This is a genomic window from Pseudomonas sp. MAFF 730105 (assembly GCF_055380705.1).
In genome coordinates this window covers 6,425,789-6,445,563 of the sequence record NZ_AP018438.1, presented here as the reverse complement: position 1 = coordinate 6,445,563, position 19,775 = coordinate 6,425,789, and the positions used below count along the sequence as shown (strand labels likewise).

Annotated in this window: 16 protein-coding genes and 1 pseudogene; 5 read left to right on the top strand and 12 right to left on the bottom strand. The window is 58.9% G+C overall.

The features are described 5' to 3' along the window. Positions 1 to 1,097 precede the first annotated feature (1,097 nt). Positions 1,098 to 1,466 (bottom strand): DUF6124 family protein, encoded by a 369-nt coding sequence (locus PCOSP_RS28505; protein ID WP_464709963.1) that lies wholly within the window; start codon positions 1,464 to 1,466, stop codon positions 1,098 to 1,100. A 460-nt stretch (positions 1,467 to 1,926) separates the two neighbouring features. Between PCOSP_RS28505 and PCOSP_RS28500 the strand changes: the two genes are divergently transcribed. Further along, positions 1,927 to 2,406: a hypothetical protein gene (locus PCOSP_RS28500; RefSeq protein ID WP_464709962.1), complete on the top strand. Its 480-nt coding sequence runs from the start codon at positions 1,927 to 1,929 to the stop codon at positions 2,404 to 2,406. Between the two features lie 278 nt (positions 2,407 to 2,684). Beyond that, on the top strand, positions 2,685 to 3,062 hold the full coding sequence (locus PCOSP_RS28495) for a helicase (RefSeq protein WP_464709961.1): 378 nt from the start codon (positions 2,685 to 2,687) through the stop codon (positions 3,060 to 3,062). Positions 3,063 to 3,238: 176 nt separating this feature from the next. Here the strand turns inward: PCOSP_RS28495 and PCOSP_RS28490 are convergent, their stop codons facing one another. The 6 genes from PCOSP_RS28490 to exbB form a co-directional block, all read right to left on the bottom strand. Then, positions 3,239 to 4,636 (bottom strand): aminoacyl-tRNA deacylase and HDOD domain-containing protein, encoded by a 1,398-nt coding sequence (locus PCOSP_RS28490; RefSeq protein ID WP_139641188.1) that lies wholly within the window; start codon positions 4,634 to 4,636, stop codon positions 3,239 to 3,241. Positions 4,637 to 4,715: 79 nt separating this feature from the next. Further along, positions 4,716 to 6,791 carry an ATP-dependent DNA helicase RecG gene (gene recG / locus PCOSP_RS28485; protein WP_175364170.1) on the bottom strand — a complete coding sequence of 692 codons (2,076 nt, stop codon included), beginning with the start codon at positions 6,789 to 6,791 and terminating at the stop codon, positions 4,716 to 4,718. A gap of 9 nt (positions 6,792 to 6,800) precedes the next feature. After that, positions 6,801 to 7,721, bottom strand: a complete 921-nt coding sequence (locus tag PCOSP_RS28480) for a hydrogen peroxide-inducible genes activator (protein ID WP_041024076.1) — start codon at positions 7,719 to 7,721, stop codon at positions 6,801 to 6,803. Between the two features lie 247 nt (positions 7,722 to 7,968). Further along, the gene (locus PCOSP_RS28475) at positions 7,969 to 8,727 is read right to left on the bottom strand and encodes an energy transducer TonB (RefSeq protein ID WP_139641184.1); all 759 of its coding nucleotides are present in this window, start codon (positions 8,725 to 8,727) and stop codon (positions 7,969 to 7,971) included. Beyond that, on the bottom strand, positions 8,724 to 9,152 hold the full coding sequence (gene exbD / locus PCOSP_RS28470; RefSeq protein WP_042731271.1) for a TonB system transport protein ExbD: 429 nt from the start codon (positions 9,150 to 9,152) through the stop codon (positions 8,724 to 8,726). The genes PCOSP_RS28475 and exbD overlap by 4 nt, the downstream gene beginning before the upstream one ends. 6 nt (positions 9,153 to 9,158) lie before the next feature. Beyond that, on the bottom strand, positions 9,159 to 10,154 hold the full coding sequence (gene exbB / locus PCOSP_RS28465) for a tonB-system energizer ExbB (protein WP_175364171.1): 996 nt from the start codon (positions 10,152 to 10,154) through the stop codon (positions 9,159 to 9,161). A gap of 186 nt (positions 10,155 to 10,340) precedes the next feature. Between exbB and PCOSP_RS28460 the strand changes: the two genes are divergently transcribed. Beyond that, a complete protein-coding gene (locus PCOSP_RS28460) occupies positions 10,341 to 11,198 on the top strand; it encodes an SDR family oxidoreductase (protein ID WP_464709959.1) in 858 nt (285 codons plus the stop codon). Positions 11,199 to 11,322: 124 nt separating this feature from the next. On the opposite strand, the gene argJ is transcribed toward PCOSP_RS28460, so the two are convergent. Further along, the gene (gene argJ / locus PCOSP_RS28455; protein ID WP_175364173.1) at positions 11,323 to 12,480 is read right to left on the bottom strand and encodes a bifunctional glutamate N-acetyltransferase/amino-acid acetyltransferase ArgJ; all 1,158 of its coding nucleotides are present in this window, start codon (positions 12,478 to 12,480) and stop codon (positions 11,323 to 11,325) included. 363 nt (positions 12,481 to 12,843) lie between these two features. Here argJ and PCOSP_RS28450 point away from each other — a divergent pair, with 363 nt between their 5' ends. Beyond that, entirely contained in the window at positions 12,844 to 13,743 is a 900-nt protein-coding gene (locus PCOSP_RS28450; protein ID WP_041024071.1) for a DMT family transporter, read from the top strand. Between the two features lie 108 nt (positions 13,744 to 13,851). Here PCOSP_RS28450 and PCOSP_RS28445 read toward each other — a convergent pair whose 3' ends face one another. Both PCOSP_RS28445 and PCOSP_RS28440 read right to left on the bottom strand, forming a co-directional pair. Then, on the bottom strand, positions 13,852 to 15,234 hold the full coding sequence (locus tag PCOSP_RS28445) for a hypothetical protein (RefSeq protein ID WP_464709958.1): 1,383 nt from the start codon (positions 15,232 to 15,234) through the stop codon (positions 13,852 to 13,854). 169 nt (positions 15,235 to 15,403) lie between these two features. After that, positions 15,404 to 15,847, bottom strand: a pseudogene (locus PCOSP_RS28440) (protein kinase domain-containing protein); the annotation flags it as partial. A gap of 345 nt (positions 15,848 to 16,192) precedes the next feature. On the opposite strand from PCOSP_RS28440, the gene PCOSP_RS28435 reads away from it, so the two are divergent. Further along, positions 16,193 to 16,555, top strand: coding sequence for a DUF6124 family protein (locus PCOSP_RS28435; protein ID WP_139641172.1), 363 nt, complete (start codon positions 16,193 to 16,195; stop codon positions 16,553 to 16,555). A gap of 522 nt (positions 16,556 to 17,077) precedes the next feature. Here the strand turns inward: PCOSP_RS28435 and PCOSP_RS28430 are convergent. Both PCOSP_RS28430 and PCOSP_RS28425 read right to left on the bottom strand, forming a co-directional pair. Beyond that, the gene (locus tag PCOSP_RS28430) at positions 17,078 to 18,934 is read right to left on the bottom strand and encodes a hypothetical protein (protein ID WP_464709957.1); all 1,857 of its coding nucleotides are present in this window, start codon (positions 18,932 to 18,934) and stop codon (positions 17,078 to 17,080) included. A 53-nt stretch (positions 18,935 to 18,987) separates the two neighbouring features. Further along, positions 18,988 to 19,659, bottom strand: coding sequence for a hypothetical protein (locus PCOSP_RS28425; protein ID WP_464709956.1), 672 nt, complete (start codon positions 19,657 to 19,659; stop codon positions 18,988 to 18,990). Positions 19,660 to 19,775: the final 116 nt, after the last annotated feature.

Genomic DNA, 19,775 nt, shown 5'->3' with positions numbered 1-19,775 from the left:
GAGCGAGCCTGCTCGCGATGGCGTCGGTTCAGTTGGCTTCAATGTCGACTGGTCCCGCGTCATCGCGAGCGGGCTCGCTCCCACAGTTGTTTTGTGTTGGCCGCAGTATCCGCGTTATCCCCGATTCCCTTGTGGGAGCGAGCCTGCTCGCGATGGCGGTCTTGCGTCGAGTACATATCCATTGCTGCGGTAACGGCCACTTAGGGTTCCGCCCTTACGGCGGCTCACTTTTTTTCAGACGCCAAAAAAAGTAAGCAAAAAAGGCTTGGCCCCACCACTCGGTGCCTCGCCTAGGCTCGGCATGCCCTCACTCCGGCATTGCTCCGTGGGCCCGCCGCGAAGGGCCATCCATGGCCCAGCGCGGCTATCCCGGCATCCATGCCGGGATGCCCACTGCGCAATGCCTGCGTTCGGCCGTCGTGGTTAATGGGGCCTGAAGATCAAAAGCAAAGCAAAGCAAAAGCAAGGCGGCCTTATAGCCGACCTGTCACTTTCGGCTGTGGAGTTGAACCTGTGGGAGCAAAGCTTGCTCGCGATAGCGTCGGTTCAGTTGGTATCGCTGCCGACTGACACCCCGCCATCGCGAGCAGGCTCGCTCCCACAGTTGTTTTGTGTTGGCCGCAGTATCCGCGTTATCCCCGATTCCCTTGTGGGAGCGAGCCTGCTCGCGATGGCGGTCTTGCGTCGAGTACATATCCATTGCTGCGGTAACGGCCACTTAGGGTTCCGCCCTTACGGCGGCTCACTTTTTTTCAGACGCCAAAAAAAGTAAGCAAAAAAGGCTTGGCCCCACCACTCGGTGCCTCGCCTAGGCTCGGCATGCCCTCACTCCGGCATTGCTCCGTGGGCCCGCCGCGAAGGGCCATCCATGGCCCAGCGCGGCTAACCCGGCATCCATGCCGGGATGCCCACTACGCAATGCCTGCGTTCGGCCGTCGTGGTTAATGGGGCCTGAAGATCAAAAGCAAAGCAAAGCAAAGCAAAAGCAAAAGCAAAAGCAAAAGCAAGGCGGTCTTATAGCCAACCTGTCACTTTCGGCTGTGGAGTTGAACCTGTGGGAGCAAAGCTTGCTCGCGATGGCGCCATTCCTGCCGAGATTACCCCGCCGCCGTCTCCTGCGCTTCCAGACGATCCAACGCCCGCTCCACCAACAACTGAACCCCATCGGCCATGCGACTGATCGCCAGGGCGATGCAGCGGCGTGAGTCGTCGACGTCATCGGCCAGGTCGGCGGCGATGGTGCTGATCGATTGCAGGTCTTCGGAGGCATTGGCCAGCAGCGTTTCGGTGTCGATGTGGGGGGCGACGATGAAGAGCTGGTGCTTGTCGGCTTCAGGCGGGGAGGGTGGGGGGTTGAGGTAGTAGTCGAGGGCGCGGGTGGCGGCGTCTTCGTGTTTTTTGGCTTCGAGGGTTTCGACGCGGGATTTGTGGCCGCTTTGCGGCGGGTTAGGTGACGGCTTGACCATATTTATGTACCAGAGTTGGAGTTGCCATCCTTTCGCTTGCATTCGAAGAGGTGGCAACTGTGCGTAGGTGTGCAAGACCGGTCCGGTACCGCCGGCAGACCCGAAGGCCTCCCACGCACAATCGCCATAACGGACGCGAGCATAAAAAAATGCTCGGTCAATAGCCATAACCAATTGCGTACCAAACCGGACTTGCACGTCCGTGTCACCGTTTTTTGCGATGACGAACAAAGGTTAGCGGCGCACCAGCGCCCTGCCTAGTTCATGAACAGCCCGACGTTTTGAAGGAAATATCCGAGGGGTTGGCAGGGACAAGAAATCAAAAGATCGCAGCCTCCGGCAGCTCCTACAGAAACCGATGTAGGAGCTGCCGGGGGCTGCGATCTTTTAGGCATCTTTCGCGAAAACCAGAGATGGCGACCTGTCAGTTACTACAGGTGACACCCATCTGCATTGATTGTTGAATGACAGTCATGCGTCAAAAGAAGCGTATTTGCAGGAAAGGGCGCTGGTTTCGCACATTGGCACTTTACAAGGACACACGGAAAAAATGGCCATCAAGCATTCGATCCACGTTGCAGCCTTGTTTCTAGCGTTTTCCATGCAGTCCACGAACGCCGAGACGGCGACAGCCATCGTGCCAACCCCCGAGCCCGCCACCCAGGGCGCGGTGCCTGAAGCGGCCGTTCCGGCTTCGGGCGCAGCTGCTGTAGCCACCACCACGGCGCAGGTCTGGAATAGAAGTAAGGTCTCCATCGTGGTCAGCCAGAAAGGTCTGTCTCAGAAAGTCGAGCCTACGCAGAGTTATAACAGCGAAAGTTATCCTGAGGTTCCTATCAATATCCTGCTCCCGGATAACAGCCCTACCCCTATCAAATACATCACCGTGACGGGCCAGAAAGGGGCTTGTACGGTGCCGGTCTGCATTTTTGTTCAATGAGCCGGCCGCCCACTTTCGATCTGTTCAACGTTCCGGCCCCGGGAGCCGGACCGGTTCGCGGTGAGGGAGCAAGTCCCTCGCTCAGGCTGGCTAACGCATTCAGCCAGGCGCCTTGGACAGAATGGATCGAAAAAGAGATCTTTCGGCGCTATGCCGTGACTTAGCAGTCATCTTTCATGAAAAGCTATTCATCTCTCGCCAACGTGATTCGATGATGGCGTTGTGCCGAAGAATCGCTAAACTGCCAGCCATTCATCTTTTCTGACGAGGCTGTGCCCATGAAATTTCGTTTTCTGCTGTGGATGCTGGGGTTCTTGATGGGCAAGGCCAGCCGGACCAATCCAGCGTTCCAGCAGCAGTTGGGCGACAAGGAGCTGGTGTTCCAGCTGCAAACCCTGGACGGCAAGGTCGCCCGGCATTTCACCGTGAAAAATCAGCGCATCACCAGCCACTCTGGCACTTACCCCACCCCGGCCTTCGCCATCGCCTTCAAGGACGCCGCCTATGGCTTCGCCACCATGCAGGCCAAGAACAAGCAGCTGGCGTTCATGAACGGGATTCAGGACAAGTCGATCCAGATCAAGGGCAGCCCGGCGCTGGTGATCTGGTTTCAGGGGCTGATGCGGTATCTGAAGCCGAGGAAGACGAAAGCCTAGTGACTGCTTTTGTGGCGAGGGGATTTATCCCCGTTGGGCTGCAAAGCAGCCCCAACAAGGTTGGATGCAATCAGCCTGACACACCCGGCATACAGATTTTAGGGCTGCCTCGCAGCCCAGCGGGGATAAATCCCCTCACCACAAAGGCTCGGTGACGCAGTGATCCGGTGTGCTCTTCAGCTATGGAACTGCGAAGCCAACTCCCGCAACAACACTTCAGCTTCCAGCACTTTGCTGACCACGTCGTTAGCCTTCTCCCGCGTCAAGCCCACACGTTCGAGCAGTGCATCGGGAATCTCTTCGTCCGGGCCTGAGCCGACGCTACGGGCCCGCAGCAGGCGCACGGCCAGGCAGACCAGGTTCGGGTAGGCGGCATAGTCGCCGTCGTAGTGCGGGTCGTGCTGGAAGCGCAGGGCGGTGGCCAGCTCGTCGGGCATGTCCCAGTAACGCATCAGCCAGGCGCCGATCTGTTCGCGGCTGATGCCCAGCAGGTGCTGTTCCACGTAGCTGTGGCACAGGTGCGGGTTGACCTCCAGGTGGCGGCAGATCAACGAGAAGTGCGGTGGGAACACGTGGGCCAGCAGCAAGTAGCCGAAATTGTGCAGCAGGCCGGACAGGTACGTCAGGCCGCCTTCCGGGCGCTGGGCACGGGGCATGGCGCGGGTCAGGCCTTCGATGACGGCGGCGGTGTAGATCGACTGGTGCCAGTACGGCGTGGCGTGTTGCGGGTGGTCCTTGGGCAGGCTCAGGGTCTTGCCCAGGGCCAGGCCCAGCGCCAGGTTGATCACCAGGTCGAAACCCAGCACCCGGACGATGGCGTCTTCCACCGAGCGGATCTTGCCCGGCGAGGCGTAGTACGGCGACGCGGCCCAGCTCACCACCTGCGCGGCCAGGGCCGGGTCGGTTTCGACGACACCGGTGATGTCATCGATGGTGGCGTCGGGGTCGACCCGCAGCTTGATGATTTTTTGCGCGGTTTCCGCCAGTGGCGGGATCTCGATGGTTTCTTCCAGCCGTTGCTGGATCCGGCGCGCGGTGAAGGCCTGTACAGCCTGGGTGATTTCCGCGCGGTCGTCGTGCGGGCGGTCCAGGTTGGGGGTGATATTGCTCACGGGCTCGCCGAATGTCGCGGCGCTGGACTTGGTGAGCATGCTCTTGAAGGCTTCGCTGGTGACTTCCAGCAGCACCCCCGGCTCGCCCGAATGGATCAGCAGCTTCGGTTCGCGCAGCAGGCTCTCTTCGTACAGGCACGGCGAGCTGGTCAGTGCCGGCAGGCCGGGCAGCAGGCTCAGGCTATGTTTGCCGAGCATGCGCTCCAGGCGTTCGGTCGGTACCGCCGTGAGTTTGCGACCGGTGAGTTCGGCCAGGCGGTTGAGGTCCAGCAGCTGGCTTTGTGGAAACAGCACCATGAGTGCGCCGACGGCATCGTGTAGCAGAACCGCCTGCACCTTGCGGGCGGGGTTCAGGCTCGGTCGTTCGATTACTTCGTCAAAGCCGATGCCTAATTTCTCGAGCAACTGCCGAATCACTGACGGAGCGTGCGGAATTTCGGGGACGAGGGCAGCTTCAGTCATGGTCTGTATCCGTTTTCCTACAAGTCGAGCAGTATAACCAGCTTGCCGTGGCAGATGCGCCCGGAAACTGCGAGCGTGCTCACACTTGGCCGTATTGCTGCCCGTGGCGCAGCCAGCGGTCCAGCAGTGGGCTGACATGGTCGGGCCAGCGTTCCAGCAGAGCCTGGGCGGCGTCGCGTACTGCAGGGAGCAGATCGGCGTCGCGCATCAGGTCGGCTACCTTGAATTGAAGCAGACCGGTCTGGCGCGTGCCGAGCATTTCACCGGGGCCGCGCAATTCGAGATCTTTTTCGGCAATGACGAAGCCGTCGTTGGTTTCACGCATGATGCCCAGGCGCTGGCGGCCGATCTGCGACAGCGGCGGGTGATACAGCAGCACGCAATGGCTGGCGGCACTGCCCCGGCCCACCCGACCACGTAGCTGGTGCAGTTGCGCGAGGCCCAGGCGCTCGGGGTTTTCGATAATCATCAGGCTGGCGTTGGGCACGTCCACACCGACTTCGATCACCGTGGTAGCGACCAGCAATTGCAGGGCACCGGCCTTGAACTCGGCCATGACGGCGGCTTTTTCGGCGGGTTTCATGCGGCCGTGGATCAGCCCGACTTTCAACTCACCGAGGGCGGCGGTGAGGTCTTCGTATGTGGTTTCGGCGGCCTGACAGGTCAGCTCTTCGGATTCCTCGATCAACGTACAGACCCAGTAGGCTTGCCGCCCCTCGGCACAGGCGCTGCGCACCCGTTCGATCACCTCGACCCGCCGGGTGTCGGTGACCAGCACGGTGTTGACCGGGGTGCGCCCGGGTGGCAGTTCGTCGAGGATCGAGGTGTCGAGGTCGGCGTAGGCGCTCATGGCCAGGGTCCGCGGAATCGGCGTGGCGGTCATGATCAACTGATGCGGGCACATGCGCCCGCCCACGCCTTTCTGGCGCAGGGCCAAGCGTTGCTGCACGCCGAAACGGTGCTGTTCGTCGATGATCACCAGGGCCAGGTTCTTGAACTGCACTTCGTCCTGGAACAGCGCATGGGTGCCCACCACCATCGGTGCGCCTTCGGCGATCTGCGCCAGGGCGGCGGTGCGGTTCTTGCCCTTGAGCTTGCCGGCCAGCCAGGCGACTTCGATGCCCAAGGGTTCGAGCCAGCGCTGGAAGGTAATGAAATGCTGTTCCGCCAGAATCTCGGTGGGCGCCATCAGCGCCACCTGGTAACCGGCCTCCAGGGCCTGGAGCGCGGCGAGGGCGGCGACCACGGTCTTGCCCGCGCCCACGTCGCCCTGGATCAGCCGCAGCATTGGCTCGGGTTGGCTCAGGTCGTAGGCGATTTCGTTGCCGACCCGTTGCTGGGCTCCGGTTGGCGTGAAGCCCAGGTTGGCCAGGTAGCGCGCTGGCAAGTCCCGAGCCTTGGGCATCGCCGGGGCGCGCAGCGAACGCAGGCTTTCGCGCAGGCGTTGTTGCGACAGTTGGTGGGTCAGCAGCTCTTCGAAGGCCAGCCGGTGCTGGGCCCAGTGGTGCCCGAGGGCCAGTTCCTCGACATCGGCATCGGCTGGCGGGTGATGCAGGTAACGGATCGCGTCGGCCAGTGGCGCCAGTTGATAGTCCCGGGCCAGTTCCTTGGGCAGCCAGTCGGGCAGGCTGCTGGGGCCCAGCAGGGTCAGGGTCTGCTGGCAGAGCTGGCGCAGGCGCTGTTGGGTCAGGCCTTCGGTGAGCGGATAGACCGGGGTCAGGGTTTCGTCCACCGGCGGCGGTTCGTCGCCAGTGATGGCGCGGTATTCCGGGTGATAGATCTCCAGCCCCGACGCACCGGGCCGCGCCTCGCCATAGCAACGCACGCGGGTGCCCCGCTTGAGGCCTTCCTTCTGCGCATTGCTGAAGTGATAGAAGCGCAGGCTGAGCCCGCCGGTACCGTCCTGCAGGCGCACCACCAGGCTGCGACGGCGGCCCATGACCACGTCGGCGCCACTGACGGTGCCTTCGATCACCGCGTCCTGCCCCGGCCGCAAATGACCAATGGGCACCACGCGGGTGCGGTCCTGGTAACGCAGCGGCAGGTGGAACAACACGTCCTGGAGGTTTTCCAGACCGACCTTGGCCAGTTTCTCGGCCATGGCTTCACCGACACCCTTGAGGGTCGTGACCGGTACTTTGGACAGCTCAGTCATGGTCGAGGGTTACTTGGCCGAAGGCGGCTTGGCCACGGAACACAGGCGGATCGAGTCAGCGAGGATCTCGATGGCCTTGGGCCGCGGGAAGCTGGCGCGCCAGGCAATGGCAACGGTGCGGAACGGCACGGGCGCCGTCATCGGGCGGACTTCGATCACCCCGGGGGCGTAGTGGTGGCTGTCCACCGCCGACAGCGGCAGGATCGAAATACCCAGACCCGACGCGACCATGTGACGGATGGTTTCCAGGGAGCTGGATTCCACCGTGGTGTGCTTGGCGCCTTCGCTGCCCTTGGTCAGGGTCGGGCAGGCTTCGAGCACCTGGTCGCGGAAACAGTGACCCTCGCCGAGCAGCAGCAGGCTCTTGTCGTTGAGCAGGCCGGCGTCGATGGTCTTTTTCTGAGTCCAGGGATGCTGGGCCGGCATCAACACGTAGAACGGCTCGTCATAGAGCGGCAGGGTCAGCACGTCGGCTTCGTTGAAGGGCAGGGCGATGATGATCGCGTCCAGCTCGCCGTTGCGCAGCTTGTCCCGCAGCACATGGGTGAAGTTTTCTTCGATGTACAACGGCATCTGCGGGGCGACCCGGTGCAGTTGTGGGATCAGGTGCGGGAACAGGTACGGGCCGACGGTGTAGATGGCGCCGACTTTCAACGGAGCGGTCAGCTGGTTCTTGCCGGCCTGGGCCAACTCGCGGATGCCCTGGGCCTGCTCAAGCACTTTCTGCGCCTGGGCCACGATGCCTTCGCCCACCGGCGTCAGGCGCACGGCGCTCTTGCTGCGCTCGAAAATCAGCACGCCGAGTTCATCTTCCAGCTTTTTCACGCCCACCGACAGCGTCGGCTGGCTGACATGGCAACGCTCGGCCGCATGGCCAAAGTGCTGCTCTTGGGCGAGGGTCACGATGTAGCGTAATTCTGTGAGGGTCATGGCGAGCGTCCGTGAAGTTGCGAGCCAAGCATACCGGCTGCAATCGATAGACGCACGTTATCAGACTGCGGGCGCGGTGTGACACTGTCCAATGTCGTCTGTCTGTGCCGATCGTTCCCACGCTCCCGCGTGGGAATGCAGCCCGTGACGCTCTGCGTCACACCTGCTTGCGGTGTGCCGGAGCTGGAACGCGGAGCGTCCCTTGAGGCATTCCCACGCGGAGCGTGGGAACGATCGAAGCAGGGGGTCAGCGCCGACGCTTGTCGATGGAATACACGAACGGCGCGACGATTTCGACAGAGCCGTTGGTCAGCATGTCGGCCGGTGGCTTGGGCAGCGGCTGGGCGTCGCGGATCATGTCCAGGGTGGCCTTGTCCAGGGACTCCGTGCCGGCGCTGTCCACCAGTTTGAACGACAGGACGTTACCTTGAGCATCCACCACGAAACGCAGGCGGTTGGTGCCTTCCTTGTTCATCTGCCGGGCCCTGAGCGGGTACTTCTTGTACTTGGCCAAGTGCGCCAGCAGCGTGCCTTGCCAGTTGGCCTTGGCCGCCATTTGCGCCGGCGACGGGCCAGGAGCCGGTTGCGCGGACTTTTCGCTCGGGGCCTGGGTCGGCGGGGTGTCGCTCGGCTTCTTATCCGACGGCTCTTCCTTCGGCGGCTCCGGCTTTTTCTCTTCCACAGGCTTGGGCTTGGGCGGTTGAGGCTTCGGCTTGGGCTTGACCGGCTTGGGCACGGAGATCTCCGGCTTCGGCGCTTCGGCGAGTTTCGGCAGCGGCAGCTCTTCAACCGGTTCCGGCGGCCGCGGCGGCGTGACGACCTTCGGCGGCGCGGGCGGTGGCGGGGCCGGCATTGGCGCCAGCTCGACCATCATGGCCTGGGGCGGCAATTCGATGGGCGGGCGCGACGTCCAGTTCAGCGCCAGCGCAATGGCGAGCGCATGCACGCCCAACACCACCGCCAGACTAGCCCCGTAACGCGTCAGCTTTTGGCGCGTCGTGATCATTTCTTCGGCGCCGTCTCGAGTCCGACCAGGCCGACCTTCAAGTAGCCGGCGCCGCGCAGGGCGTCCATCACACTCATCAGGTCGCCGTAGTCCACGCCTTTATCGGCCTGGAAGAAGATCGTCGTGTCCTTCTTGCCCTGGGTCTTGGCGTCGAGGGTGGCACCGAGGTTTTCGGTCTTGACCTCGTCCTCGCCCAGGAACAGGCGCTGGTCGGCCTTGACGCTGAGGAACACCGGTTTCTCCGGACGCGGCGATGGCTTGGCCGTCGACGCCGGGAGATCAACCTTGATGTCCACGGTCGCCAGCGGGGCGGCCACCATGAAGATGATCAACAGCACCAGCATCACGTCGATGAACGGCGTGACGTTGATTTCGTGGTTCTCGGCCAGATCGTCGTCTGCGCCTTCCTTCAAATGCAGGCCCATGGCCGATTACCCCACCTTCACCATGTGCGGTTGCGAGCTGCGCTCGGTCGGCTGGTGGTCGAGGTCGCGGCTCACCAGCAGCAGCACTTCGGCCGAAGCGTCGGACACCTGGGCCTTGTAGCCGGCGATGGAGCGGGCGAAGACGTTGTAGATGACCACCGCAGGAATGGCCGCCACCAGCCCGAGGGCAGTTGCCAGCAACGCTTCGGCAATGCCGGGGGCGACGACGGCGAGGTTGGTGGTCTGGGTCTTGGCGATGCCGATGAAGCTGTTCATGATGCCCCACACGGTGCCGAACAGGCCCACGAACGGCGCTGTGGAACCGATGGTGGCGAGAACGCCGGTGCCGCTGCTCATGTTGCGGCCGCAGGCCGCCACCAGGCGTTCGAGACGGAAGCTCACGCGTTCCTTGATGCCTTCCTTCTCGCGGCTGTTGGTGGACAGGCGCATTTCTTCCAGCGCGTCGTGCACCAGCAGGTTGGCCAGGGTGCCTTCCTTCGCCGCCGTGGCGCTGGCTTCCTTGAGGGTGGTGGCTTTCTTCAGGGCCGCGATCTCACCGCGCAAGCGACGCTTGGCGCCCATCAGCTCGAAGCCCTTGGCGATCCAGATGGTCCAGGTGATGATCGAAGCGATCGCCAGGCCAATCATCACCAGTTTCACGATGATGTCGGCGTTCTGGTACATGCCCCATGGGGACAGGTCGTGGGCCATGCCCAGGGAGTTGTCGTCCTTCTGCTCCTCTCCCAGATGCTTCATGGCTTCACCGAATTCAGCCAGCGCCTTTTGTGTTTCGGGCGAGAGGGCCGAGGTATCGACGCTGCCGTCAGGGTTTCTCGGTACGTCTGCCTGGGTGTTCGCGGCGGGTTCGTTGGCGGCTGCAGGGGTGGCGGCGTCGGCGAACGCGGCAGCAGGGGCCAGCAGCAGGCTGAACAGCAGCGCTGCCATGGCGCCCCAGGCGCGAGGTCGGTTGGTTGGCGAAGCGGAGGATAGAGAGCGATTCATGCTGGCCGGACCTGAGAGTAAAGAAGTCGATGTTCTTCCAGGCCTCGTGAGGCCGAGAACAAAAGTGGGGTGCATTATTGCAAGTAATTCTTGTTAACAAAAGTAATAGAGTATCTTTTTTTCCTGCATTCCTAGCCGCCCGTCTCTTCCGCGCGCTAGTCTGCGGCTTTACCCGAGGAGAGCTTGATGTCCGTGTCTTCTGTTTTGATCGCCGGTTGCGGTGATATCGGCGGCCGCCTCGCCAGCCAGTTGCTGGCTGAACATTGGCAGGTCTATGGCTTGCGACGCTCGGTTTCGAGCCTGCCGGCGGGGGTTATCGGGGTGGCGGGGGATTTGTTCAGCGCGCAATGCCCCGCCGCTTGGCCGACCGGCCCGCTGGACTACCTGGTGTACAGCGCGGCCGCGACCGAGCATGACGAAGCGGGCTATCGGGCGGCCTACATTGAAGGGTTACAACATGTGTTGGGTTGGTTGAAGCAGCATGGCCAGCAGCCCAAACGGTTGCTGTTCGTGTCCAGCAGCAGCGTATACGGACAGAAAGCGGGGGAGTGGGTCGATGAAACCTCGCCCACCGAAGCCGACGGCTACTCCGGCCGGTTGATGCTCGAAGCCGAGCAACTGGCCCTCGACAGCGGCATCCCGGCCAGCCGCGTGCGCCTGACCGGCATCTACGGCCCGGGCCGTGAATGGCTGTTGAGCCAAGTGCGCCAGGGCTACCGCGTGGTGGTCGACCCGCCGCTGTACGCCAACCGCATCCACGCCGACGACGCCGCAGGCCTGCTGGCGTTTCTGCTGGAAGCGGATCGCCAAGGCAAACCCCTCGACGACTGCTACATCGGCGTCGACGATGCCCCCGCCGCACTCGCCGAGGTGGTGGGCTGGCTGCGCGAATACATGGGCGTCACCGAATGGGCCGAAGACGCCAGCGTGCGCCGCGCCGGCAGCAAGCGCTGCAGCAACGCCCGGGCCAAAGCCCTGGGCTGGACCCCGCGCTACCCGAGCTTTCGCGAAGGCTATGCGGCGATCCTGGAAGGGCGCTGCTAAAAGGCCAATGGGCCGACGCAGGCCCCTGTGGGAGCGAGCCTGCTCGCGAAGCGTCGGCACATTGACAGGATGCTAGCTGACCCATCGCTATCGCGAGCAGGCTCGCCCCCACATTGGTTACGCTTCAGGTCGTGTAGTCGGCATTGATCCGGATATACCCTTCCGACAGGTCGCAACCATAAACGGTGAATTGCCCTTGGGCGATGTTCAGGTCAACCGAGATCAACACTTCCTTGCCTTGCAGGTAACCTTTGACCGCCAGTAACCCGGCCTCGTCCAACTGGCGCGGATAGGCCTCGGTTTCGCCAAACACAATGCGGACCTTGTCCGGGTCGATGTCCTGCTCCGCCTCGCACTTGCCGATCGCCATGGCCACGCGTCCCCAGTTCGGGTCTGCGCCATGTACGGCTGTCTTCACCAGCGGCGAATTGACGATGGCCTTGGCCACACGCTTGGCTTGCGCATCGTCACGGGCTCCCGTGACCTGCACCTCCAGGGCCTTGCTCGCCCCTTCGCCGTCCGAGGCAATCATGCGCACCAGCCCCAAGGCGATGTCGTAAAGCGCTTGCTCGAACGCCACCAGGTCCACCTCGCCAGCCAGCCCGTTGGCGAGGATCGCCGCCGAGTCGCTGGTGGAGGTATCGGTGTCGATGCTCAAGGCGTTGAAGGTTTTGTCGATGACCCGACGGAACAGCGCATCCAGCACATCGGGGGCAATCCTGGCGTCGGTGAAGAAGAACGTCAGCAGGGTCGCCATGTTCGGCTCAATCATGCCGACACCCTTGGCGATGCCCACCAGGCTTGCGTTGCCAACCGTGCGCGCTGCGTACTTGGTGTGGGTGTCGGTGGTCATGATCGCCGCCGCGCAGCGTTGGAAATCGGCAGGCTGCGATGGCGGCACGTCACCCAGGAAGGCGCGGATCTTCTCCATCGGATACTGGCGGCCGATCACGCCGGTCGAGGCGATCACCAACTCCTGCGGGTCGACGTCCACCGCCCGAGCCAACCCCGTGCGCACCTCCTGGGCATTGGCCAGGCCTTCGGGGCCAGTGGCGACGTTGGCATTGCGCGCAATTACCACCACGCCCCGTGCGGTATCACGCTGCGCGACTTCGCGGGACAGGGTCACGCTTGGGCCGGCGAAGCGCGACTGGGTGAACACGGCACTGATGCTGGCCGGCACGTCGGAGATGACAGCCATGAAATCGTCACGGCTGTCCTTGATGCCCAGGTTGGCGATGATGCTGCGAAAGCCCTTCGGCTGGATGTACGTGTCGCTCATGTCAGGTCCTTTAGATGGATGATTGTTTCCCTACTGGCGATCCGGCTTGCCGGTCGGCGGCAACGGTATCCTGTCAAGCATCACGTTGCCAGCGGCAACATGCCTCCAGGGCCTTGACTTGGTTGATTGAACTCGCCGAGCATTCTTCGCGGTCATGCATGGAGAGAACTTCCACCCGATTCACCCTCTCTTTTTTGCCACCCCGTACTGGAATCTCAAGAAGGCCCATCGGATCCTGCTCTGCGACGCGGACTATGCCGCAACGACTGCCGGGTTTGGCGGGATATGCATCTCCTCTAATTTTGCGTCGTCGATGTGGCCGACCTCTATCGAACGACCCAACCGCGACAGGGACCGTCATCCATGCAAGCCAGTTTCAGCAAAGGCGTCATCTTTGCACTCTCCGCCGCTGCACTGAACGCAACAATCGGTGTGCTCAGCAAAGTGCTCATGAGCAATGGCTTCACCGCCAGCAGCGTTGCCGTCATCAAGACCTTCCTGGGATGCCTGTTGCTCTCGGCCTTGTTGCTGTTCCTCAAACGCCCTGCGACGACGGCTAAATGGACCCAGGCGGCGATCTGCGCGTTCCTCGGCATCTTCGTGCTGTTCCACTTCGAAACCTCTGCCTATCGGCATTACGCCGCGGCGGGCGTCGTGGTGATGCTGATGGCCAGTGCCTCAATCTCCTCGATTGTGCTGGGTCGCATATTCCTGAAGGACGCCATCACCGCAAACGCCACCGTGGGCGCCACGCTGGCGATTGCCGGCATCGCGGTGATCTTCGGCGCCGACCTGCAACAGGGCTTCACCCTCCAGGGCGCGGCACTCGCGTCCATGGCCGGCTGCGGCTACGGGGCGTTTTCGGTGGCGATGAAGCGGATGGGTGTGTCCGGTGGGCTGCACTTCACCCGTCAATTGCTGTTCTTCGGCAGCCTGTACCTGCTGATGCCAGCGGCGGCCGACGGCTTCGTGATCGGCGAGCTGTCGCCCCTGGCCATTGCCGCTCTGCTGGCGCTGGCCGCGCTGCCGACCATCCTCGGCTTTTTCTGCACCACCAAGGCCATCGAATACCTCAAGCCTTCCCAGGTGCAAGCGCTGGAACTGACCGAACCGTTGTTCGCCGCGCTGCTGGCGTTCGTGGTGCTCAATGAAGTCCCGCGTGAAAGCCTGTACATGGGCGCGGCGCTGATCATCGTGGGGCTGTGCTTCTCCAATGAGTTGATCCGCTTGGGTAAGAAAGCGCCTATTCCGTCGGGTGTGTGAAGGTCGCCGGGGCTTTTAGCGCAATCAAGGCTGGGGCCAAGGTGCGAACTTGGCCTTTTGCTGAAGAGGCTGCGAGGTCATTCCGCTCTGGCTCGCTTCTCACGAAAACTACATCGCCCCTCGGCGAAGTTCCTCAATCACTTTTTGCACACCTTTGGAGTCGGCGGCCATCGCCTTCTCGGACGACTCACCGGGCTCCAGCTTTCTCATCACCGCCATACTCTTATCATCATAGATAAACAGCTGTGCACCCGATGGCAGGGTTACCGTACGAGCGACTCTGGAGTTATCTCCGAGAGCAGGAGGTAGTGTCGTATCAGCGACTCTGGAGTTATCTACAAGAGTAGGAGGTGGCGTCGTATCCACAACGCCCCCAGCACCGGGCTGACCTGGCTGCTCTTGTTGATCTGATCGACCTAAGCTTTTCACGCTCAAGTCTCTGGCAAAAACAGCAGAGCACCTTTCCCTCAGCACGGCCGGGACCCTGGCTTCGCCAATACTTTCATACAGATCGAGGCACAGATAAAACTGATCATCTACGCCGATAACCGAGCCAGCAATTTTCTCGACACTGGCTGCAACCACAGCCATTACGTCCTTGTTGATCTCGCTCGTGCTTGCCAATGTAGAGGCGCTTGATCCAGAGGCCGTGACCAGCGACTTTCTCGCCTCCTTCAGCGCAGCCTCAATGGAATCAATCGACGCTTTCAACTGCTTGGCTTCATCCGTCGCTGGATCCATACTCTTGTACTTCGCGTTCGCCTCATTCAACTGGGTGGTCAGCTCAAGCACAGCGCCCGCTCTGTCTGCTGTCGCTGAGCCGCTCAGCGTTACGCTTGGGCTACGGACAACCCCTGTGAGTTGTTCAATCGCCATGAGAGCGACAGTGTTGCGCTGGTTCCGGGTGAGCATCATCCGGTAGGCGCTCGATGTAATGCCGGAGTTACCGTAGGCTTGGCAAATACTGTAAAGCTGATCCCTCAACAGCTGGATCGAATGGGTTCGCAGGCCGATACTTGCCCCTGATTCCTGGAACGCGGCCGCCAGTGCAGCCACATCCGCTTTTTCTGCGGATAACGAACCGGCCAACGTTTTGAGCGCATCCGGGCTGGGCTCGGGGCACAGCACCTCGGTTTTGTTGCCATCTCCATCCACCCGAGTGGAGTAGGTCAGCAACCGCTCGTCGGCCTCAAGAACCCGTGACTTCTGATAAGGCGCGCATCCTGTCAGTAAACAAACAGCCACAACCACGGATGACCAAGTCACGTTAATGTTAATCATGATCTCTTCCCTAAGAAGGCGAGGGGGCTCAGGAGGTTCTGCACGCCCACTCGCAGAGTAGATGGCAAATTGCCGCCTCGCCAATCCCTTGGAAGGCGATGCCAGCAAATACCATCCCCATTCCGAAATACGTTCAGCAGGCAGGCGGTCAGCAATCTGATATTCGAGCGGGATCGCAAACCGAGCACTCTGGATAACGTCGAAGCGCAATAGTCACAACACCACCACCCACCCTGTGGGAGCGAGCCTGCTCGCGATGAGGCCGGAACACTCGATGTTGATGCGACTGACAGTTCGCATCCGCGAGCAACTCCGTTCCCAAAGTTTTTGATGGTTGGCTGACAAGTACTGCCTCTTCCGCTTTTCTCGCCCCAGCCCCTCACCACCAGGACGAAACACCTCCCAAAGCATCACGCAACTGAGCCGCGCCGATATTGCGCCGCCCCGGATCCAGCGCCAGGGCCGTTCGCAACGCCGGCCAGCGGCGCCTGGGCAGGTTGGGTGGGGCTTTGAGTTCGTGCTCCAACCCGTCATCGCGGGCCTGGGTTGAAGGCAGGCGGCGGAACGGATGTCTGCCGCTCGCCAGTTCATACAACACGCAAGCCACGCCATAGACATCGGCCCTCGCCGACAGCGGCGAGCCGTCCAACAGTTCAGGCGCGGCGTAGCCTGGGGTCCAGGCGTTGAGGCGATTGCGATTCAGGTGGGGCAGGTCTTTCAAGGGCCCCTCCGTTGCCAGGCCCAAGCCGAAATCGAACAGGCGAACGCCGTCTTCGCTCAGCATTACATTGCTTGGTTTCACATCGCCGTGCAGGCCGTCCCGCCAGGGCGGGACTCAGCGCCTGACTGCCGTGCTTCCGACAGGCCACGCATCCTTGCGCCTTTACCTACAACTACGCCAGAATCCGCCCGCTTGTGCGCCATGTCCCTAGGCTCTATCGTTTTCCTGCCACTGCCCATCAGTGGTCGGGTTTAGTAGCCCGGTAATACACATGGCTGCATGAGCCTCATCAATCAGGCGTTCGCCTGCATTCGATGGTGGCTGTGCGCATGGCGCCTTCGGGCGCGCCGGGCTTTGTGTATTTCACCGGTCTACTAACTTGCGCACAGCTGCCGCCTTTTCGTTTAGTAGCGAGACGGTTGCGGCCCTACTAGTGGAAATATACGAATGTTCAAAATAACTCCGAATCCTCCAGAAGCAGACCCAACCTCCCCCCATATCGATGGCATCAATGCCCAAAAAGTCGATGCCGCCGCCAAACGTGCTCTAGATTTCTACCTGTTACCCAAACAGACAAAGCCCAAAGCGGACACTCAACCGGGCCAGCTATTCACCGTCGTAGAAGAAGTCGACAACGAATGCCTGCTCGCCAACCTCAGCGAAACCCTGGCTTCGGCTGATGCCATGGTCAGTGATCTGGCATTCGAGTTGGACGGTTCACGTCGTCACGTTGCCCTCGGCATTCAGCAACTGATCGAACTGAGTTCGTTGCTGGCGAACCGGGCGCTGGATAATGTTGAGCCGCGGTAGAGGTTAGCTTCTAAATAAAAAACCCGGCGCATTGCGTCGGGTTCACATAATCCATAGTTGTATTATTGTTGAATTTCTGATTCATACAGACGTTCTTTAGCGACTGCTGTCGGCCAAAAGCGGTCATCCACCACCGCCAGCTATTAACCCAAGCCGTGTAAAAAAACGTAGACTCCGTTTTGAATTCCTCGTTTCACAGTGCTGCCATACATGGAGTGGTCGCGGCGCAGACGCGTTACCTCAGACGACGCAATGCCATTCCCAGCCTACCCTCGCTACCGATAGAACTTGCCAACAAATTGCGCCCCACTGAGGAGCCACGGATGATCCTTCCCTCCCTCGAAGATGTCGTCGAGCTAGCTAAAAATGGAACGCTGCTAAAGGCCGTTTTCAGCGATCGTGTTCGCGGTTTCGATGGTCTTGAATGAGATAGTGGGCCTGAATGCTGAGTAAAGCGAAGCCCCGAATTCGCCATACCCTTCGGGGCTTCTGTTCTCACCACCATCCCGCAAAGTCAAAATCTCACGCTTGGTTAATTAACTTAAGCTTTTGAAATCCTATGAAAAAATTTTTCACTATCATGCAGATTTCCCAATCTTCCCCTCGTACATAAGCGACTGATCGATAAGGATTCGGCAGATAAGGCGTACAAGCTTTTACTAAATCCTGAACCGCAGTCACAATTAGTTCTTCTGTCAACATTTTATCAAAGGCTGCGTCGGAAAGTCGGAGATGGATTTCATTCTTCTCGGCAAGACTTAGAATAAGGTTGATTACTTTCATCCGCCGATACATTTCTAATAATTCTTCATTTTTTGGAACATTTGAAATTAGGCCCAAATGATTATGATATCGGTCATCTTTTCTGCCTAGCATTTCAAGGCGGACAACGGGTTTCCAGCCAACCAATATCTTCTCCAGTACCTTCTCATAAGCATTAAGCTTCTTGCGGAAATAATCACTCGCAAAAAATGAGGAAGAGAAATGTTTGATTCTTACTAAGTGATCCTTTTGCTTTGAAAGATTAAACGAAAACTGCCAAGAAACTTCTAGTTCATCATGCCCATGCCCCGATACCCAGAGTTTGTGCTCTCTTTCTAACAGTGGGTCTTCGCCTGTAGATACTAATATTTCAGCATAGGCTGTTGTTTCGAACCTTTCTTCTGTTAGCTCACCAGTATGTATGTTCGCTGCGAATAATTCACACTGAAGCTCTTGTATTATAAATCGATAGTTTGTGTTTGCAGTGTGCTCATGATCTGGAAACCAAGAGTTTAAGATTTCTCCGATCGAATCATTTGTAAGTTGCTTAATAGCCGAGATGCCCTTGTTTTTCGCGTAGATGGTAGAGATAACTCTATCTTGCTCAATCCGGGCTTGATTTTTACTAACCTCACTAATTGCAGAAGACAGCTTTAGGCTAGCAAATTCAGGTTTATCTTTAGATAAATTATTATTTATATCATGACTCATTACAGGCGAGCCTATTTGTAATAACTTTTTTTGAAGCTTTTCATAAAACTTATGCTGTTTAATCTCTAGAAATCCGCTTTCAGTTGAAGTGCCCATTGCCCTCAACAGGAGTCGTGCAATGCCCAAGTCGTCAACCAGCTCTGGCATAAACGCGTCGAGGTTACTCAGAGAAATTTCACCAGCGACTCCATTTAGCTCAACGCATACCAAAACTAGCCGTGCCCAAACCATGTTTTTGTCGAGGCTAGGTAATTGCTGAGAAATAAATTGTTTTTGTGTGTTGGTACCTGCATCATTATCGGAATCTAAGCTTTCTCCAAGAAACTCTATTGACTTAACAAATTCGTGAAACCTATCATCGCTGAATGCGCCTGAATCATAATTTTTAACAGCGCTTTCTATAGCGTCGTATGCCTTTCTATTTTTTTCGTTACTAAAATTTTTGGTGTTAACTTTGGTTTTCCACACGTCATGAGTCAATGTCGAACGGGCGAATGCAACAATTTGTTGTGCTCCTTTCATCGGACCCAGGCTTGAAGAATCGAAAACAATTTGTATTTGATCTATATCTTTATTAAAAGATGGGTCGACGAAATCAAGCCAAGCCAGTCCAACTGCTTCTTTAAAATCATTTGTACTAGGTGTCAGAGTACGCTTCATCTGCATTCGCACTATGGCATTTTCGCCAGTTCTTGCGCATACGGAAGTAATAATAAGGTCGTCTGTATTATGCCCCAGTACTCGTCCCTGAAACTGCAATTTCTGAATTGAATATCCAGTCGGCACACCAGCGCAAGGAAGCCCCAGGCACATTGCTAGCAATCTTGAGGCTTGTACTCTTCGTTCAAATGCACCTCCCCGGTCGCCTGTGGAAGAAGGACTTGCTACTTGTTTTTTGTTGAGCATTTTTTACAATCGCCTAATTATTAAATTGGCTAGGAGCTACGGGTATCCATTATTTACTTTCTGAAATAGCGATCAAGATTTGTTGACGAACAAACAGTCACTTGTGGATAGATCAGGCAAACTAGTGTTGATTTGTGCTTTGGCTCAAAGCCGTGATCAATCATGCAGCGTTGCGCTTTGGCTGTGTCCCCGATGCTTGCAGCGTCCATATTTGACCCAAGCGGTTTGGCATAGCCGCATGCGTACATCACCGGCAGGGCTTCGCCATCATTCGCTACCTGGACTGAGAAATACGGTGATGCTCCCGCCTTGCACCAGGTGACTTGCGTGCGTTCATCCCTGCCAGAATTCGGCTTGATAGGGTGAAATGCTTCGTCCTCCACAAATGGCAAAGCCTCGAGCTGGGACAAGCTGAGAGGATGCCCTTGCCTTTCTTCGACGCAGGCAGGCATGTCTTTCATTACTTCACAGTATTCAAAACCGTCTTTTCGAATGAAACCAAGACGTTTCATGCATTGGAATTGCTGCACCTGTTCGTTGATTGGCAAATGCGTCATCGAAGTGCTTACCGGATCGCCACATTCTGTCATTGCGGCTTTGACACCCTCAACAGATGTCGAAGGGCGTTTCCACCGCGTGAATTCAGATGACGGCGGGCAACCGGTCAGTAAAAGCACCGTCGCGATAAGGGCTGGAAAGGTAATGATGTGAGTTTTGCGGAACATGTTAATCCTTTAGGTACGTCAGGCTCCCCAACAGCCTCGATCCTTGGGAGCCTCCATTAGCGATGATCATGTCAGAAACCGAAAGAGCCTGGCAGTGCTGGAAAGGGCGAAGAGTG

Coding starts and splice junctions, on each gene's coding strand:
- exbB (WP_175364171.1), bottom strand. CDS start 10,154: ATGAATCGCTCTCTATCCTCCGCTTCGCCAACCAACCGACCTCGCGCC.
- PCOSP_RS28435 (WP_139641172.1), top strand. CDS start 16,193: ATGTTCAAAATAACTCCGAATCCTCCAGAAGCAGACCCAACCTCCCCC.
- PCOSP_RS28505 (WP_464709963.1), bottom strand. CDS start 1,466: ATGGTCAAGCCGTCACCTAACCCGCCGCAAAGCGGCCACAAATCCCGC.
- PCOSP_RS28430 (WP_464709957.1), bottom strand. CDS start 18,934: ATGCTCAACAAAAAACAAGTAGCAAGTCCTTCTTCCACAGGCGACCGG.
- PCOSP_RS28495 (WP_464709961.1), top strand. CDS start 2,685: ATGAAATTTCGTTTTCTGCTGTGGATGCTGGGGTTCTTGATGGGCAAG.
- argJ (WP_175364173.1), bottom strand. CDS start 12,480: ATGAGCGACACGTACATCCAGCCGAAGGGCTTTCGCAGCATCATCGCC.
- PCOSP_RS28490 (WP_139641188.1), bottom strand. CDS start 4,636: ATGACTGAAGCTGCCCTCGTCCCCGAAATTCCGCACGCTCCGTCAGTG.
- PCOSP_RS28480 (WP_041024076.1), bottom strand. CDS start 7,721: ATGACCCTCACAGAATTACGCTACATCGTGACCCTCGCCCAAGAGCAG.
- PCOSP_RS28475 (WP_139641184.1), bottom strand. CDS start 8,727: ATGATCACGACGCGCCAAAAGCTGACGCGTTACGGGGCTAGTCTGGCG.
- exbD (WP_042731271.1), bottom strand. CDS start 9,152: ATGGGCCTGCATTTGAAGGAAGGCGCAGACGACGATCTGGCCGAGAAC.
- PCOSP_RS28425 (WP_464709956.1), bottom strand. CDS start 19,659: ATGTTCCGCAAAACTCACATCATTACCTTTCCAGCCCTTATCGCGACG.
- recG (WP_175364170.1), bottom strand. CDS start 6,791: ATGACTGAGCTGTCCAAAGTACCGGTCACGACCCTCAAGGGTGTCGGT.
- PCOSP_RS28450 (WP_041024071.1), top strand. CDS start 12,844: ATGCAAGCCAGTTTCAGCAAAGGCGTCATCTTTGCACTCTCCGCCGCT.
- PCOSP_RS28460 (WP_464709959.1), top strand. CDS start 10,341: ATGTCCGTGTCTTCTGTTTTGATCGCCGGTTGCGGTGATATCGGCGGC.